The sequence below is a fragment of the Shewanella benthica KT99 genome, from assembly GCF_000172075.1.
Lineage (GTDB): Bacteria > Pseudomonadota > Gammaproteobacteria > Enterobacterales > Shewanellaceae > Shewanella > Shewanella benthica_A.
The window spans coordinates 1-16,024 of the sequence record NZ_ABIC01000041.1; the positions used below are offsets into that span (position 1 = coordinate 1).

12 protein-coding genes and 2 tRNA genes are annotated in these 16,024 nt (G+C 44.5%); 10 read left to right on the plus strand and 4 right to left on the minus strand.

Annotated features, from left to right (window positions below; all coding sequences use genetic code 11):
- Positions 1 to 190 precede the first annotated feature (190 nt).
- The 8 genes from KT99_RS15845 (at position 191) to KT99_RS15880 (ending at position 9,070) form a co-directional block, all read left to right on the plus strand.
- A tRNA-Arg gene (locus tag KT99_RS15845) sits at positions 191 to 267 on the plus strand.
- An 8-nt stretch (positions 268 to 275) separates the two neighbouring features.
- Positions 276 to 351, plus strand: a tRNA-His gene (locus KT99_RS15850).
- 254 nt (positions 352 to 605) lie between these two features.
- Complete coding sequence (gene tig / locus KT99_RS15855) at positions 606 to 1,910, plus strand: trigger factor (RefSeq protein ID WP_005501971.1); 1,305 nt, start codon at positions 606 to 608, stop codon at positions 1,908 to 1,910.
- 90 nt (positions 1,911 to 2,000) lie between these two features.
- Positions 2,001 to 2,612 (plus strand): ATP-dependent Clp endopeptidase proteolytic subunit ClpP, encoded by a 612-nt coding sequence (clpP, locus tag KT99_RS15860; protein WP_005501972.1) that lies wholly within the window; start codon positions 2,001 to 2,003, stop codon positions 2,610 to 2,612.
- 84 nt (positions 2,613 to 2,696) lie between these two features.
- Positions 2,697 to 3,974, plus strand: coding sequence for an ATP-dependent protease ATP-binding subunit ClpX (gene clpX, locus KT99_RS15865; protein ID WP_005501973.1), 1,278 nt, complete (start codon positions 2,697 to 2,699; stop codon positions 3,972 to 3,974).
- 149 nt (positions 3,975 to 4,123) lie between these two features.
- Positions 4,124 to 6,481, plus strand: coding sequence for an endopeptidase La (gene lon / locus KT99_RS15870; RefSeq protein ID WP_005501974.1), 2,358 nt, complete (start codon positions 4,124 to 4,126; stop codon positions 6,479 to 6,481).
- Positions 6,482 to 6,739: 258 nt separating this feature from the next.
- Positions 6,740 to 7,012, plus strand: coding sequence for an HU family DNA-binding protein (locus tag KT99_RS15875; protein WP_005501975.1), 273 nt, complete (start codon positions 6,740 to 6,742; stop codon positions 7,010 to 7,012).
- 192 nt (positions 7,013 to 7,204) lie between these two features.
- Complete coding sequence (locus KT99_RS15880) at positions 7,205 to 9,070, plus strand: SurA N-terminal domain-containing protein (protein ID WP_005501976.1); 1,866 nt, start codon at positions 7,205 to 7,207, stop codon at positions 9,068 to 9,070.
- 636 nt (positions 9,071 to 9,706) lie between these two features.
- On the opposite strand, the gene KT99_RS15885 is transcribed toward KT99_RS15880, so the two are convergent.
- A complete protein-coding gene (locus tag KT99_RS15885; protein ID WP_005501978.1) occupies positions 9,707 to 10,648 on the minus strand; it encodes a DUF4238 domain-containing protein in 942 nt (313 codons plus the stop codon).
- Positions 10,649 to 11,435: 787 nt separating this feature from the next.
- Here KT99_RS15885 and KT99_RS15890 point away from each other — a divergent pair.
- Positions 11,436 to 11,999 carry a hypothetical protein gene (locus tag KT99_RS15890; protein ID WP_005501981.1) on the plus strand — a complete coding sequence of 188 codons (564 nt, stop codon included), beginning with the start codon at positions 11,436 to 11,438 and terminating at the stop codon, positions 11,997 to 11,999.
- A 306-nt stretch (positions 12,000 to 12,305) separates the two neighbouring features.
- Entirely contained in the window at positions 12,306 to 12,446 is a 141-nt protein-coding gene (locus KT99_RS22100) for a hypothetical protein (RefSeq protein WP_157752220.1), read from the plus strand.
- Positions 12,447 to 12,821: 375 nt separating this feature from the next.
- Here the strand turns inward: KT99_RS22100 and fabV are convergent, their stop codons facing one another.
- From fabV to KT99_RS15905, 3 genes are all read right to left on the minus strand, one after another.
- Positions 12,822 to 14,024 (minus strand): enoyl-ACP reductase FabV, encoded by a 1,203-nt coding sequence (gene fabV / locus KT99_RS15895; protein ID WP_005501985.1) that lies wholly within the window; start codon positions 14,022 to 14,024, stop codon positions 12,822 to 12,824.
- 192 nt (positions 14,025 to 14,216) lie between these two features.
- Positions 14,217 to 15,029: a peptide ABC transporter ATP-binding protein gene (locus KT99_RS15900; RefSeq protein WP_005501987.1), complete on the minus strand. Its 813-nt coding sequence runs from the start codon at positions 15,027 to 15,029 to the stop codon at positions 14,217 to 14,219.
- Positions 15,004 to 16,017: a peptide ABC transporter ATP-binding protein gene (locus KT99_RS15905; protein WP_005501989.1), complete on the minus strand. Its 1,014-nt coding sequence runs from the start codon at positions 16,015 to 16,017 to the stop codon at positions 15,004 to 15,006. The genes KT99_RS15900 and KT99_RS15905 overlap by 26 nt, the downstream gene beginning before the upstream one ends.
- Positions 16,018 to 16,024: the final 7 nt, after the last annotated feature.

Genomic DNA, 16,024 nt, shown 5'->3' on the forward strand with positions numbered 1-16,024 from the left:
AATTTATTAAAGTAGGTTGTTAACCTTCCTGCTTTAAGGTCGAATAGGAACAGAGGCTAAGAGCTTCGAATCCTCACTCTTTATAAAAGAGAGTGGCCGACCAATTATTTATTTATCTGAAAACCAAGCAGATAAATCGAAAGATACGTCTTTCAACGCTTATTCAGGATGTGATATTTTCACTTTCGAAGCGCCCGTAGCTCAGTTGGATAGAGCACCCGCCTTCTAAGCGGGTGGCCGCAGGTTCGAATCCTGCCGGGCGCACCATATCAGTGGTGATTGTAGCTCAGTTGGTAGAGCCCCGGATTGTGATTCCGGTTGTCGTGGGTTCGAGCCCCATCAGTCACCCCATTTCTTGTAGAAGAAAGTAAAAAAAGCGACCTTAGGTCGCTTTTTTTACGCCTGTAATTCACGTTTTAAGGTCGACTCTGAGATAAAGCGTGTCTATAATGTCGCGTCTTGATAATTATCAACTATGAGTGATTAGAGCCGAAATTCAGTTGTGATGGGCTTTCTAGTCAGATTTTAAGATCAAGAAACGAATAATTTAATAGTTGATCCTTCGACTATTACAAAGGATGTCAGACTTATTTCGAGGTAAAACAATGCAAGTTTCTGTTGAAACAACTCAAGGCCTAGAGCGTCGCCTAACTATTTCTGTTCCTGCTGAGCAGATTGAAAAGACCGTCAATGCAGCATTAAAAAGCGAAGCGAAGAAGGCTCGTCTGCCTGGTTTTCGTCCAGGTAAGGTGCCAGTTAGTGTCATTAACAAGCGTTATGGTAAGGCTATCCGTCAAGATATCACTGGCGAAGTGATGCAGCGTAATTTCGTTGAAGCTATCGTTGCTGAGAAATTAAACCCAGCCGGCGCACCCACTTTCATACCTGGCGAGTCAAATACTGATAATTTCCAGTTTGTTGCGACTTTCGAGATCTACCCAGAAGTAGAACTAAAGGGTCTTGATGCTATCGTTGTTGAACAACCCACTGCCGAAGTCACAGATACTGATGTTGACGCTATGATTGAAACATTGCGTAAGCAACACGCTACTTTTGCAGCTGTAGAGCGTGAAGCCGCTGACGGCGACAAGGCGATGATCGACTTCGTGGGTTCAGTTGACGGTGAAGAGTTCGAAGGTGGAAAATCTGAAAACTTCGAACTACAACTTGGTAGTGGCCGTATGATCCCAGGCTTCGAGTCTGGTGTTGAAGGTCATAAAGCGGGTGAAGAATTCGATATCGAAGTCACTTTTCCTGAAGATTATCATGCCGAAAACTTGAAAGGAAAAGTGGCTAAGTTCGTTATCACATTGAACGAAGTTCAAGCGGCTAACCTTCCAGAAGTTAACGACGAGTTTGCTAAGCTATTCGGCGTGACCGAAGGTGGTCTAGAAGCGCTTAAGGCTGAGATCAGCAAGAACATGGGTCGTGAACTTGAGCAAGCACTTAAAGCCAGTGTTAAAGAGCAAGTGCTTAAAGGTCTACTTGAGCAGAATGAAATTAGTTTGCCTAAGTCGCTTATCGATGGCGAAGTTGAGGTTTTACGTAAGCAAGCGATGCAGCGTTTCGGTGATCAGGCTACTAACATGCCAGAACTACCTGCAGACCTATTCACTGAGCAAGCAGAACGTCGCGTAAGAGTTGGCCTACTACTTGGTGAAGTGATCAAGACTAACGAGCTAAAAGCTGAAGACGAACGTGTTCAGGCGCTTATTGCTTCTATGGCTTCGGCGTACGAAGATCCAAGTGAAGTTGTTGAACACTACAAGGATAATCAAGAGATGATGCAGAACATGCGCAACGTCGCTCTTGAAGAGCAAGCGGTAGAATCTTTGTTAAAAACTGCCAAAGTAACTGAAAAATCAGTCAACTTTGAAGAATTTATGAACAAGTCTACACAACAAGGCTAAGCTTAGCTTGACTTAAATGGTTGTTAACCATTTATAATGGCTCGTATGAGGTTCCTCATGCGAGCCGTTTTTATTTAGGGATTATTAATAATGCAAAATGCACCAGAATCAGTATTCAATGCACTAGTGCCTATGGTAGTTGAACAAACTGCCAAGGGTGAACGCTCGTACGATATCTATTCTCGCCTATTAAAAGAGCGTATCATCTTCCTGGTTGGTCCGGTCGAAGAGCATATGGCTAACCTTGTCGTTGCACAATTACTGTTTTTGGAGTCTGAGAGCCCGGATAAGGATATTTTCCTGTATATTAATTCCCCAGGTGGCTCGGTTACTGCCGGAATGGCGATTTACGATACAATGCAATTCATCAAGCCGGATGTCAGCACTGTGTGTATCGGTCAGGCTGCGAGTATGGGGGCGTTTTTGCTCGCTGGTGGCGCAGCAGGTAAGCGTCATTGTTTACCAAACTCCAGAGTGATGATCCATCAGCCATTGGGTGGCTTTCAGGGGCAAGCTTCCGATATAGCCATTCATGCTCAGGAGATATTGGGCATTAAGGATAAGTTAAACCAGATGCTGGCTGAGCATACGGGTCAATCGCTGGAAGTGATTGAACGCGATACGGATCGCGATAACTTTATGAGTGCCGCTCAAGCGGCTGAATATGGACTCATCGATTCTGTGATGAGTAAACAGGGCTGATTTTTGTCTTTGGCTGAGCTATGCTGAGTAGTAGTGAGGCAATAAGTAGATTTAAGTAGTGCAGACAGCGCAAGAGGTAGTGTAATGGGCGACAACAAAAGTACCGGTGACAGTGGGAAACTACTGTACTGCTCTTTTTGTGGAAAGAGTCAGCATGAGGTTCGTAAACTCATCGCTGGCCCTTCAGTATATGTTTGTGATGAGTGTGTTGAACTCTGCAACGATATTATTAGGGAAGAGATCAAAGATATTTCACCGAAGCAAGATCAGGACAAGTTACCGACACCCCATGAGTTAAGAGCTCATCTGGATGATTATGTCATCGGACAAGATAAGGCAAAAAAAGTCCTCTCTGTCGCGGTATATAACCATTATAAGCGGTTAAAAAATTCGAATCATAAAGATGGCGTGGAATTGGGCAAGAGTAATATCTTGCTTATAGGCCCAACGGGTAGTGGTAAGACGCTACTCGCCGAGACATTTGCTCGTTTCCTCGATGTGCCATTTACCATGGCCGATGCAACCACATTAACCGAGGCGGGTTATGTGGGCGAAGATGTTGAGAATATCATTCAGAAGCTGCTGCAAAAATGTGATTATGACGTCGAGAAGGCCCAGCGTGGCATTGTTTACATCGATGAGATCGATAAGATCAGCCGTAAGTCTGATAACCCATCGATCACCCGTGATGTGTCCGGTGAAGGTGTGCAACAGGCATTACTCAAGTTGATAGAAGGCACCATCGCTTCTGTACCGCCTCAAGGAGGACGTAAGCATCCTCAGCAAGAGTTCTTACAGGTCGACACCTCTAAGATTCTGTTCATTTGTGGTGGCGCTTTTTCTGGTCTAGAGAAAGTGATTGAGCAACGTAGTCATAAAGGCAGTGGTATTGGCTTTGGTGCTCAAATTAAAGGTGAAGACGATAAAGCCACTATCTCTGAGATCCTGATGCAGGTTGAGCCAGAGGATCTGATTAAATATGGCCTGATCCCTGAGTTTGTCGGCCGTCTTCCTGTGCTTTCGACATTGACTGAGCTAGATGAAGAGGCCTTGGTACAAATTCTGTCTGAACCTAAGAACGCTCTGACTAAACAGTTTGCTGCATTGTTTGAGATGGAAGGTGTAGAGCTGGAGTTCACAGAAGATGCACTGAAAGCTATCGCAGCGAAGGCGATGATGCGTAAGACCGGTGCTCGTGGATTACGCTCAATCGTCGAAGGTATCTTACTCGATATCATGTATGACCTACCTTCGTCCGATGATGTTGCTAAAGTCGTGATAGATGAATCTGTCGTTAAAGGGGAATCAAGCCCTATACTCATCTATGAGAATAGCGAGCCCAAGGCTGCGGGCGCAGAGTAAGTTTCTCAGAAACAGACTCATAAGAATTGAAAGGGAGCCCATATGGCTCCTTTTTTATTCGCTCAGTTTATATATTTGTTGTTAGCCATTGAAACCAATCAATTCATCCCAATATAATCATTAGTATTATCATCAAACGGAATCGAGCTATGACACAAGAGAGTGAAGCGCGAATCGAACTACCCGTACTGCCACTGAGAGATGTGGTGGTATATCCCCATATGGTAATTCCGTTATTCGTAGGACGGGAAAAATCTATTCGTTGCCTGGAATCGGCGATGGAGCAAGACAAACAAATTATTTTGGTTGCCCAGCGAGATGCTGAGCTCGATGACCCAAGCATTGATGACATTTTTGAAGTGGGTACAGTCGCTTCAATTTTACAGTTATTGAAGTTACCCGATGGCACAGTCAAAGTGCTGGTTGAAGGTGGCAAACGTGCACACATCGAGAAATATTCAGACGAGGAATCTTTCTTCGTCGCCACAGCTCGATACCTGGAATCTGAGCCCATGGCTGAGAAAGAGGAAGAGGCGTTAGTTCGTTCTGCCGTTAGCCAGTTTGAGGGCTACATCAAGCTGAATAAGAAGATCCCACCTGAGGTGTTAACCTCACTGTCAGGGATCGAAGAAGCCGCACGTCTTGCCGATACCATGGCGGCGCATATGCCGCTTAAGCTCGAAGATAAGCAATCTGTGCTTGAGATGGTCGATGTTGCCGAGCGCCTCGAGTATCTGATGGCCATGATGGAGTCCGAAATCGACCTGCTACAGGTTGAGAAGCGGATCCGTTCTCGAGTCAAGAAGCAGATGGAGAAGAGTCAGCGTGAGTATTACCTCAACGAGCAGATGAAGGCGATTCAAAAAGAGTTGGGAGACATCGATGAGTCTCATGATGAATTTGAAACCTTAGCCAAGAAGATTGAAGAGGCTAAGATGCCGCAGGAAGCCAAAGAGAAGGCGACCTCTGAGCTGAACAAACTTAAGATGATGTCGCCCATGTCGGCAGAAGCAACCGTCGTTCGTAGCTATGTCGATTGGATGATCTCAGTGCCTTGGCATAAACGCTCCAAGATCAAACGCGATCTAGCCAAGGCTCAAGACGTACTGGATGCAGATCATTTTGGTTTAGAAAAAGTCAAAGAACGCATTTTAGAGTACTTGGCGGTTCAAAGCCGAGTCAAGCAGCTTAAAGGTCCAATTCTTTGTTTAGTGGGACCTCCAGGCGTGGGTAAAACCTCATTAGGTCAGTCTATTGCTAGGGCAACCGGGCGCAAGTATATTCGCGTCGCCTTGGGTGGCGTACGTGATGAGGCCGAGATCCGTGGCCATCGTCGTACTTATATTGGCTCTATGCCAGGCAAAGTCATCCAGAAAATGGCTAAAGCCGGGGTTAAAAACCCGCTGTTTCTGCTCGATGAGATTGATAAGATGAGCAGCGATATGCGTGGCGATCCTGCGTCGGCTCTGTTAGAGGTGCTAGATCCTGAGCAGAACTCGGCCTTTAGTGATCACTATTTAGAAGTGGATTACGATCTGTCTGATGTGATGTTTGTTGCGACCTCTAATTCGATGAATATCCCGGGTCCACTGCTTGACCGTATGGAAGTCATTCGTCTCTCGGGTTACACCGAAGATGAGAAACTTAATATCGCTAAGAAACACTTGTTGCCCAAGCAGATAGAACGTAACGGCCTTAAACTCAAAGAAGTGACAGTTCATGATAGTGCCATCATAGGTATCATTCGTTATTACACTCGTGAAGCGGGTGTGAGATCACTCGAACGTGAGTTATCTAAGATCTGTCGTAAAGTGGTTAAGCGTATCTTGCTCGACAAGACGCTTAAGCATGTGGATGTGGATCAGGATAACCTTAAATCATTTTTGGGTGTGCAGCGTTGTGACTATGGTAGAGCCGAGTCCAATAACCAGATCGGTCAAGTGACTGGGTTGGCATGGACGGAAGTGGGTGGTGACTTGCTCACTATTGAGGCCACTTCGGTACCAGGTAAAGGTAAGCTAAGTTACACAGGTTCACTCGGCGATGTCATGCAGGAGTCAATTCAGGCTGCGATGACAGTGGTCAGAGCTCGCGCCGAACAGTTAGGCATCAATCCTGATTTCTATGAGAAACGTGATATCCATGTTCATGTTCCAGAAGGGGCAACACCGAAAGATGGGCCTTCGGCTGGTGCGGCTATGTGTACCGCTTTGGTTTCTAGCCTAACGGGAAATCCGGTACGTGCCGATGTTGCCATGACAGGTGAAATTACCCTGCGTGGTGAGGTATTGCCTATCGGTGGATTGAAGGAAAAATTGCTTGCTGCCCATCGTGGTGGAACCAAAATAGTGTTGATTCCAAAGGACAATGAACGAGATTTGGAAGAGATCCCTGCCAACGTCATCGCCGACTTGAAAATTTATCCAGTACGCTGGATCGATGAAGTATTAAAATTGGCATTAGAGCGGCCCATTGAAGGCTTCGAAGTCGTTAAAAACACGAGTTAACGCAAAAAATTGCCCCTTTGTAGTAAAAAACTGCAAAAAGGGGCTTTTTAAACTCGCCAGCTGTGGTAGCCTAGGTTCGTGGGTAGCCCATTCTTCTCAAGCCCTTATGGCAACTGGTTTTGAGCTATATCCAATTATATTTATCTTGCTTTTCCTACCGAGTTTGAGTTGTAGATTCAAGCTTGTTATAAAAGCCACCGCAGACCGCTTTAGCGAAGGATTTGGTTGCGGTGCAAAAATCACATTCAAGGGGATGACATGAACAAATCTGAACTAATCGAGAAAATCGCTACTGGTGCTGACATTTCTAAAGCGGCTGCTGGCCGTGCATTAGATTCTTTCATCGGCGCAGTCACTGACAGCCTTAAAAATGGCGATAAGATTTCTCTTGTTGGTTTTGGTACTTTTGAAGTGCGTCAACGTGCTGAGCGTACTGGTCGCAACCCACAGACGGGTGCAGAGATTAAGATTGCTGCAGCAAATATTCCTGCTTTCAAAGCAGGTAAAGCTCTGAAAGACGCTGTGAACTAAGATCGGTTTTACCACTCTTTTTCTTTAAAGAGCTTCGTAATAGATAGGCACTGCTTAAGCGGTGCTTTTACGAATATTGAGTATGACAGGCATTAAGTAGCATAGGTTGCTAATGACCTCAAGTTTACGAAAAGGCGCATCTCAAACGTGATGCGCCTTTTTATTTTTTAATCGCAACGAGCGAGAGAACAGATGTTAGAGAAGATTCGCGAAGCCTCACAGGGCGTGATTGCAAAAAGCATTCTGGTACTAGTAATATTTTCCTTTGCATTTTCTGGAGTAAGTAGTTACTTAGGGTCATCGACAGAGGCAGCCGCTGCCACCGTTAATGGTGAAGAGATCAGTGAGTCAGCCTTGGAACAGGCCTACCAAAGTGAACGTGCTCGATTAGAGCAACAACTGGGTGAAATGTTCCAAGCGTTAGCCGCAGATGATACTTATCTGGCAAGTGTAAAGCAAAGCGTGTTAGAACGTTTGGTCGCAGAAAAGTTACTCGATCAAAGCGCCACTGAACTTGGTCTACGAGTGTCAGATCAGCAGATTAAGAATGCCATCATGACTGAGCCGGCATTTCAGACCGATGGCCAATTCGATAACGACCGTTATCTCGCCATCTTGCGTCAGTTAGGCTATCAGGCTAATACGTTCAGAAACATGATGCGTACCGACATGACCCGCCGTCAACTGGTTGCTTCTCTGGTCGGTTCTGAATTCGTGCTTCCAGGTGAAATCAGTTACCTAGCCGGTATTCAAGGGCAGACCCGCGATATTCGTTACCATATTGTTGATGCAAGCCCATTTGTAGCCGATGTAGAAGTGACCGATGAACAGGCGCAATCATTTTTTGATGCGAACCTTGCACAATTCATGAGTCCTGAGACTCTGAGTCTCGAATACATTGAGCTTAATGCTACTGATATGGCTAACGATGTGACTGTGACTGATGCAGAGGCTCAAGCCTATTATGATGAGAATAAGCAGCAGTATCTAAAGGCTGAGAAACGCCTCGCGGCGCACATCCTGATTAATCTTGGTGATGATGAGTCGGCATCAAAAGCTAAAGCCGAGGCTATCTATGCCAAGCTTCAAGCGGGTGACGATTTTGCTCAGCTTGCTAAAACCGAGTCCGAAGACACCTTTAGTGGCGAGCAGGGTGGTCAATTAGATTGGTTTGAACAAGGCGTCATGGAACTCGCTTTCGATGATGTGCTTTATTCACTGTCAAAAGGTTCATATTCGACCGTGGTGAAGACAAGTTTTGGTTACCATATCATCAAGCTACTCGACATCCAGCCTGAGGTTGAAGCACCCTTTGTCGATGTGAAAGATAAGATTATCGCTCAGCTTAAAGATAAGGCAGCGGTCGACACTTATTATGGTTTGCAGCAGACACTTGCCGACGTGACCTATGAAGTGCCTGATACCTTGAGTGAAGCGGCGAGCGAGCTTGGAGTCGAGGTGATGACTTCTCCCGTGTTTACTCGCACTAATGCACCAGCACCATTCGATAATTCTGATGTGTTGAAGGCGGCTTTCTCTACCAACGTACTGTTCGATAGAATGAACAGCGATGTGATAGAGATAGATGCTAACCATGCCATGGTCATCCGCATCAAGTCGCATACTGCAGCGGGCACTGTCGATTTTACTAAGGTAAAAGCCGCTATTGTTGAGCGTTTGAAGCAGGAGCAAGCTAACGAAGTGGCTCGTGATAAGGCTCAAACATTAATGAGCTCTTTCAATGATGCTGAGTCGAGCACTGAGTTTGTGACTAAGACAAACCTTGGACGTTTCGAACAAGGTATCGATGCCGCTATCACCAGCAAGGCGTTTCAGATGGCGCAACCTGCAGATTCTGCGGTTGTCGATACTGTTGCCCTCGCCAATGGTTATGCCGTTATCGTGTTAGATAAGGTGAATGCAGCTGAAGGTATCGATGACAACTTGCTGAGTGCTCTCAAGCAACGTCTGAGCGCACAATACAGTGAAGGTGATTACCGAGCCATGATTGCGATATTAAAAGCCAAAGCCGACGTGGTATACAGCTCTGCACAGTAATGAACGCATGGTGAGTGTATTCACTTAAATTAAAGGTCAGCAATAGCTGACCTTTTTTATGACCATTCATTAAAGATAGGCCAGGGCCAAAGAGGTTCCCTACCTCTTCTTGGCATTTCCTACATCCTTGTAGGTCAGATGGTATAAATCTTCGTTATGTCTGGCCATAAATGTTCCATTCATTTATTGGCATTTCCGCCATCAAAGTTTACTAGCCTTCGAATGAAGGCTTAATACATTTTCTGATTATCTTCTGGCTTAGTTCATGTTGGGTTGTGTGTTTATAATTTTATGCGTCATTGTTATCTACCGCCTGGCCGGCGAGGCATGTGCACTCTTTATTTTGAGAAGGTTCTGCGAGACGCCGCAAGCACGTCCTTGTGGGCTCTGCGGTTTCAAACCACGGCCAGTTCAGTATCCTTGCCTCTTGTTCGAAGCTGCATCTACACTGAGGTTTTCACAAGCAGCCTATCTCTTCAATTTAGGTTTATTGCTAGGCTTCGTAGCTCATCTCTGCCCCTTTGTGCGTTAGCGCAGATCCTTAAGCACATTTGAGTATTCTTTTTTTGCAATACAAGAATTAATGGAAAGGCAAAACGCAAGACCTGAACCCAGCAAATCTCACCGTTGCCTTATTTAGTGAGGTTCAGAATCTATCATTTCTTCAGCAAGGCTAAAGTCACTACTAGAAGAAAAAATAAACCTAGATGAATACTTGACTTGAAGTGAATTTACGTTGGTTACATTATCTTTTGTAGAAGCCATAACTTTGCCTTTTTTAATGCAATGATATAGATTTTCTATAGATTCAAATTGTTCAGGACGTAGTTGCCTAAATTCATAATCTTCTTCTATCGACTTAAAGCTCTCACATAAGTAGCTTGCTCTATTTCCGCACCAGAGTACTAATGTAAGATCTTTAGTTAGAGGAAGGTATACTTCAATTCCATCTACTTCTAAACCGATTTTACCTCTCTCTCCTTCATCTCCTGTTGTACTTTGAAAGGATATAGGATTATCTGAAATCCAGAACTGTGATTCTGCAGATGAAGCTTGCAAAAGCCATGTCTTATTAAAAAAATTCTGAGTAAACAAATCGAAGTCAGAGAGAAGGGACATCCTCCAGAGCCTAGATGAATATTCAGTCGGTTCTTGATAACCTTCTACTTGCTCAGGACTAATACCTCTAGACAAAAGCTCCCCCATCAAATGGTCATGTAGCTTAAGGGACTGATTGAAAGCATATGGAGTTCTCAGATACTGAATTGATATGAACTCTGACAAACTGTACTTATCTTCTTCTGTGAGGTTCGATAATGAATTGTTATCAACAATACTATCAATAATTTTGGATGCCTTGCTTTCATATTCCGTTAACTTATCCTCTAAACTATATTCAACTCCTGAGACTTCAAAATTGTAGTAATAAGTCTCTGCTGCTACGCCTTTAATTGAAGATTTAAACACCCTTTTTTCCCACTTATCAAATACCCATATCAACTCTTTACTGTCTGCAAATCTCTTTAGTAAAAGTCTTGGAACATAGTGTTGCCGCTTAGCTGTATTTTTACGATCCATGAAATATTCTCATCTTATTGCCATGCTTTTCATAATGACGCTAGTAAATTATAAAGTGGTCAGCCCCTTTATCCACGCAGCGGTATTTATCGACATGCGCAGTAGGTCGATAAATACCGCTGTCCCCAAATGCCCTTCTAATATCTCGATGATCTCGGCTCGCTCAAACGACGCGATACCTAAGAAGGGCCGTGCGGGGTCTCATTGCCTGGCATCATGCTCTTGGGGCTGGATACACCGCCACACCGAAGCATGGCGGTGTATCCCATATTGCTACCCAGTGTCAGTTGATTGCGGCCCAGTTGATAGTGCAGACTAGAGGCCAAAAAGCTAGGGGCAGGCCTTTCCTTTTGCATACTCAGTTTTCTTACATTTTCTAATCCCGTGCTACAACTTTAGAACATTAGTTCTAACAAACTTCTGTCCAGGTATGGTTTAGAGTGATCAATCTAAGTCGTTATTGCCCCATTCGAAGTTACACCTTACTAGCTTCTCAGTTCATAAAATCACCATTTTACTTGTTTTTTCTCATACTAGTAATGTGTTTAGAATACTAGGGGCTTACCAGATAGTACCGGTTTCTGGGCTTTTACTTGTGGAATACTGATAAGTTTTACCATGATTAAATCCATTATTATCAATACTATAGTTCTAATCCGCATTCAGGTTTTATTCTGCTTCGGGCAAAGGTAGAGTGCGTTTTAGTTAAAAAATCACAACCAAACATTGCAATCATACTCAAATCATATGATTTGAATGTGGTTCATTAATGATTTGGTGGTAACTTATGAAAATCGAGATTTCCGACAAAACATATAAACGCTTATCTGAGCTAGCCCAAGGCTTTGACACCCCTGATGTGGTAATAAATCGTCTAATAGACTCAGTGGCTAAGATACCTGAGCGCAAGCCTACGATTAGCTTTAACCCCAGTAATGAAGCAGACTTTAAAGCTGCCTTGTTAAATACAAGACTAGCCGAAATTTGTATCACATATATAGATAAGCCAAAAATCTTTTCTGTATGGAACGCTGATAAATTCAAGGGTTCATCAAACCTTAAAGCTAATCTATGGTCAGGCTTCCTGAGAGGGTGGAAAGATAAAGGTATCAGTAATATCAGCTTAACTATTTTAGATACTGATACTGATGGAACCGTTTTAGAAATCGGTCATGCACTAGGATTGAGCTATGAAGATGCCAAAATAGTCCAACCGCGTGCCCATAGAGAGGATGAGAACAACTATCTAATTTGCTTCGATAATAAAGAGCTTTCTATCATCGATAAGATTCAGCACAAAGTTAACAACGACCTAAATGTTTACTTACCATCTTTTATGCTTAACCTCTAACCTCTAACCTCTAACCTCTAACCTCTAACCTCTAACCTCTAACCTCTAACCTCTAACCTCTAACCTACACCAACCTAAAATCCTAAATCGCTGGGTCTGTCACATTAGACAGACCTAGTAACTACCTCCCAGACTTGAACTGTTATAAGTGATAAAGGGGGCGGAGCGAATTAGGGCTTTCGAATAGATCTAAGATACTTTTTCTAATCAGTGTCAGGTTAATTAGAATCAATGTTCTAACGCACTTATGTCCAAAAATGAGCTACATGCCAGTAAAATTCAAATCGAAGAAGCAAATACTCAGGTGTGAACGCGGCTGTGACCTTCGATGTCAGGGTGAGGTATCGCGAAGTGATACTCTTCGAACGAGAGGCCGAACTGGCCGTTAAACATGGACGTTGTTTGAAACCGCAGAGCCCACAGGGATGTGCTTGCGGCACCTCGTAGAAGTGTTTACATGTTGGGCGAGCCGCAGGCTATAGATTAGAATGAATTTATGGCATTCTTGAAGCTAACCAAATAACAAAATCCGCCCAATGAACCCACAATAGATATTTCAGCAACTTGTTATCTGACAAGTAAACCATCTGGTGTTTAAAGCTGAGTAAAAAGGTGAGTAAATTATATTGTTTGTTGAGGCTGGGGCTAACTCTTTGTCAGGATAGTTGGGAGTTGATGCTTGAGGTATATATAAGCAAGGGCATAGACCAGTACCAATGGGTACAATGAGTCTATGCCCTTGTAGAGGTGTCAGTTGATATTAATCAACTGCAGCCAGCTCAGTAACAACTTCATTGTTTACCGAGCCTTTCTTGATACAGATTAGATCTGTTCGACGTCGAAGCTCACTTCCGGATTGACATCTAGTTCATAATCCACAGACGCTATGCCAAAACCAAATAGCTTGAGGAATTCTTGTTTATACTCGCGGTAATCGGTCAGCTCTGTCAAGTTTTCAGTGGTGACTAACGGCCATTGATCGCGACAATGCTGCTGGATCTCTTCTCTTAGTTCCCAGTCATCTAGGCGTAAGCGATTAGCGTCATCGACCTGGGGCGCTTGACCATCTTCACGATACAGACGCTCAGCGAACATGCGGTTGATCTGCTCTATACAGCCTTCATGTAAGCCTTCTTCGCGCATCTTCTTAAAGACCATGGCGATATAAAGTGGCATGACCGGGATCGCAGAGCTGGCTTGAGTGACAACGCTCTTAAGTACGGCGACATTTGCGCTACCACCTGTGGCAGATAACTTCTTATCTAAGGCTTTTGCTGCGCGGTCAAGATCCATTTTGGCTTTACCCAGGGCGCCGAGCCAGTAGATAGGCCAGGTCAATTCTGTGCCGATATAACTATAGGCTACAGTCTTGCAGCCATCAGCCAGTACGCCAGCTTCAGATAACGCTGCTAACCACAGCTCCCAGTCATCACCGCCCATGACTGTCACTGTGTCTTGGATCTCTTGCTCGCTGGCTGGCTCTACGCTGGTTTCGATAATAAGATCTTTATTGGTGTCTACTGCAGTAGCGGTATAAGTCTCGCCAATAGGCTTAAGCGCTGAGCGAATAAGCTCTCCCGAATCGGGCATTTTACGCACCGGAGAGGCTAGAGAGTAGACCACCATATCGATTTGGCCCAAGTCGGCTTTAATAATATCGATGGCTTTCTGTTTAGCTTGATGACTGAATGCATCACCATTGAGGCTCTTAGAATACAAGCCTTCCGCTTTAGCAAACTTATCGAAGGCCGCTGAGTTATACCAACCGGCCGAGCCTGATTTCCTTTCAGTTCCTGGCTTTTCGAAGAATACCCCGAGAGTGGCAGCGCCACTGCCGAAGGCGGCAGCAATACGAGAAGATAGACCATATCCACTTGAAGAGCCGATAACTAAAACTTTCTTAGGGCCATTTTTTAAGCTTCCCTTCGCCTTAGTGATATTGATCTGTTCGAGTACATTAGCTTCACAACCAACAGGATGAGTAGTGGTGCATATAAAGCCACGTGTTTTAGGTTTGATTATCATGTTTCATCTTCTCTTTAAAAAGTGATGATAGGATAATTAATCAAGCGCCAAATGGCACTCATTATTCCTGATTTTCTTTAAAAATGGCCAGTGGTAAGAGCAGTTTACTGGATTGGAATCGATTGACTCTTATCATTTAAGGCGTTTAATCTTCATGGTCAAGTATAGTCAAGTATGGCTATAACCTATGGATTAACCATGCTTCTTGATTGTCCTGTGGAGTCGTTTCTGACTAAAGAGGCTTAGCTCTTGGACCAGACGTTGAGTATATTCATGTTTTGGTGCATTGAATAATTCTTCTGTTGTCGCTTTCTCAACCATCTTCCCATGGTGAAGCACCATCACCTTATCGCTAAAGTGACGAATGATGCTGAGGTTATGCGACACGAAAATATAAGACAGTCCCATCTCTTTTTGAAGTTTTAACAATAAGTTGAGAATTTGTGAGCGGACCGAAAGGTCGAGGGCGGTGAGAGCTTCATCCGCGATGATTATTTTGGGATCCAGCATGAGCGCACGGGCAACGGCAACACGTTGCTTCATCCCCTCAGAAATCATGTGAGGGTAGAAATCTGCGTGTTCGGGTAACAGACCCACTTTTCTGAGTTTATCGACGACCTGTTCCCTACGCTGTTTGGCATTGAGTTCGGTATTAAACTTGAGTGGTTCATCGAGCAGAGCCCCGATGGTTAATTTAGGATTCAGTGATGTGTTTGGATCTTGAAAAATCATCCTGATCAACTTACATCTTTGTTTCAGGTTTCGTTTTTCCAGCGCTTCCCCTTCGAAATAGATCTCGCCACTACTGCGGGTTTCGGCGCCAACGAGTATCCTTGCCAGGGTGCTTTTTCCCGAACCGGCTTCGCCAACAATCGCTAAGGTTTCTCCTCTGTTGAGCTCAAAGGAAACAGGAAACAAAGCTTGATTATACTCACGTTTAAACCCTTTGTAGCCTGTATAGAAACGCTTACTTAGGTTTCTAACTTGAAGCAGAGGTGTCGTCATTACATGTTTCTTCTTGGTAAGGGAAATGGCAGGCGAAATATCGATTTTTTTTATGACTTAAATTAGGACGAATCACGCATTTCTTTTCGGCGCGAGGGCACCTTGGACCGAGCCGGCAACCTATGGGAAGGTGTTGCAGTGTAGGTGCTGAGCCTGGCAGTGTACGCATGATCGATTTGTGAGCGATTTGTCCCGTGTGGTGCGGAATATTATTAAGCAGTGCTTTAGTGTATGGATGATAAGGATGGGCTAAGATTTCAGCCGTAGGACCTGACTCCATGATTTGTCCACAATACATCACCGACAGTCGATCACACCAGATTGATAAGGTCTCGAGCTCATGACTGATCAGCAGAATGGATAAATCCTGTAGCTGGTTTAATTTAGTCAGCAGGCGAAAGATCTGCGCCTGTGTGTCCATCTCCATGGAGTTGGTTGGCTCATCGGCTATTAGCAGCCTAGGTTGGTTGGCAATAGCCATGGCTATCATGACTTTTTGACACTCACCTTCCGACAGTTCCCAGGCATAGCTGGACATGATTTTTTGCGTGTCCTTGATGCCTACCTTATGCAGCCATTTTCTTGCGGTCTTCTTCTTATCTGCGTTGCGTCGCCAGAAAGGCAGTTTCTTATTTTCTGGCATGGCTTCAACAAGCTGGGTACCGACACGAATAACAGGATCTAGGCTGCTGGATGGGTCTTGAAATATCATGGCAATATCGCTCCCCATCAGGTTGCGTCTTTGTTTTGAACTCATCTCTAACAGATTGTGTCCATCCCACAACATGCGGTCGGCCTTGATCGTCCAGTTATGGCCTGGGATCCCTAAGATAGCTCGAGCCAATAAGCTGCGGCCAGAACCGGACTCTCCAACTAAGCCGTGAATCTCGGCTGGATTAATTGTCAAGCTGACTTTGTCCAGAGCCTTGACGCGCCCGTGAGGGGTGTCTAGTTCAATGGTGAGGTTACGAATATCGAGTAAGGGCATAATCAGG

What these genes read in the sequence shown, in the direction of transcription:
- KT99_RS15880 (WP_005501976.1), top strand. Translation starts at nt 7,205, where the DNA reads ATGTTAGAGAAGATTCGCGAAGCCTCACAGGGCGTGATTGCAAAAAGC.
- KT99_RS15905 (WP_005501989.1), bottom strand. Translation starts at nt 16,017, where the DNA reads ATGCCCTTACTCGATATTCGTAACCTCACCATTGAACTAGACACCCCT.
- fabV (WP_005501985.1), bottom strand. Translation starts at nt 14,024, where the DNA reads ATGATAATCAAACCTAAAACACGTGGCTTTATATGCACCACTACTCAT.
- KT99_RS15900 (WP_005501987.1), bottom strand. Translation starts at nt 15,029, where the DNA reads ATGACGACACCTCTGCTTCAAGTTAGAAACCTAAGTAAGCGTTTCTAT.
- KT99_RS15890 (WP_005501981.1), top strand. Translation starts at nt 11,436, where the DNA reads ATGAAAATCGAGATTTCCGACAAAACATATAAACGCTTATCTGAGCTA.
- clpX (WP_005501973.1), top strand. Translation starts at nt 2,697, where the DNA reads ATGGGCGACAACAAAAGTACCGGTGACAGTGGGAAACTACTGTACTGC.
- lon (WP_005501974.1), top strand. Translation starts at nt 4,124, where the DNA reads ATGACACAAGAGAGTGAAGCGCGAATCGAACTACCCGTACTGCCACTG.
- KT99_RS15885 (WP_005501978.1), bottom strand. Translation starts at nt 10,648, where the DNA reads ATGGATCGTAAAAATACAGCTAAGCGGCAACACTATGTTCCAAGACTT.
- clpP (WP_005501972.1), top strand. Translation starts at nt 2,001, where the DNA reads ATGCAAAATGCACCAGAATCAGTATTCAATGCACTAGTGCCTATGGTA.
- tig (WP_005501971.1), top strand. Translation starts at nt 606, where the DNA reads ATGCAAGTTTCTGTTGAAACAACTCAAGGCCTAGAGCGTCGCCTAACT.
- KT99_RS15875 (WP_005501975.1), top strand. Translation starts at nt 6,740, where the DNA reads ATGAACAAATCTGAACTAATCGAGAAAATCGCTACTGGTGCTGACATT.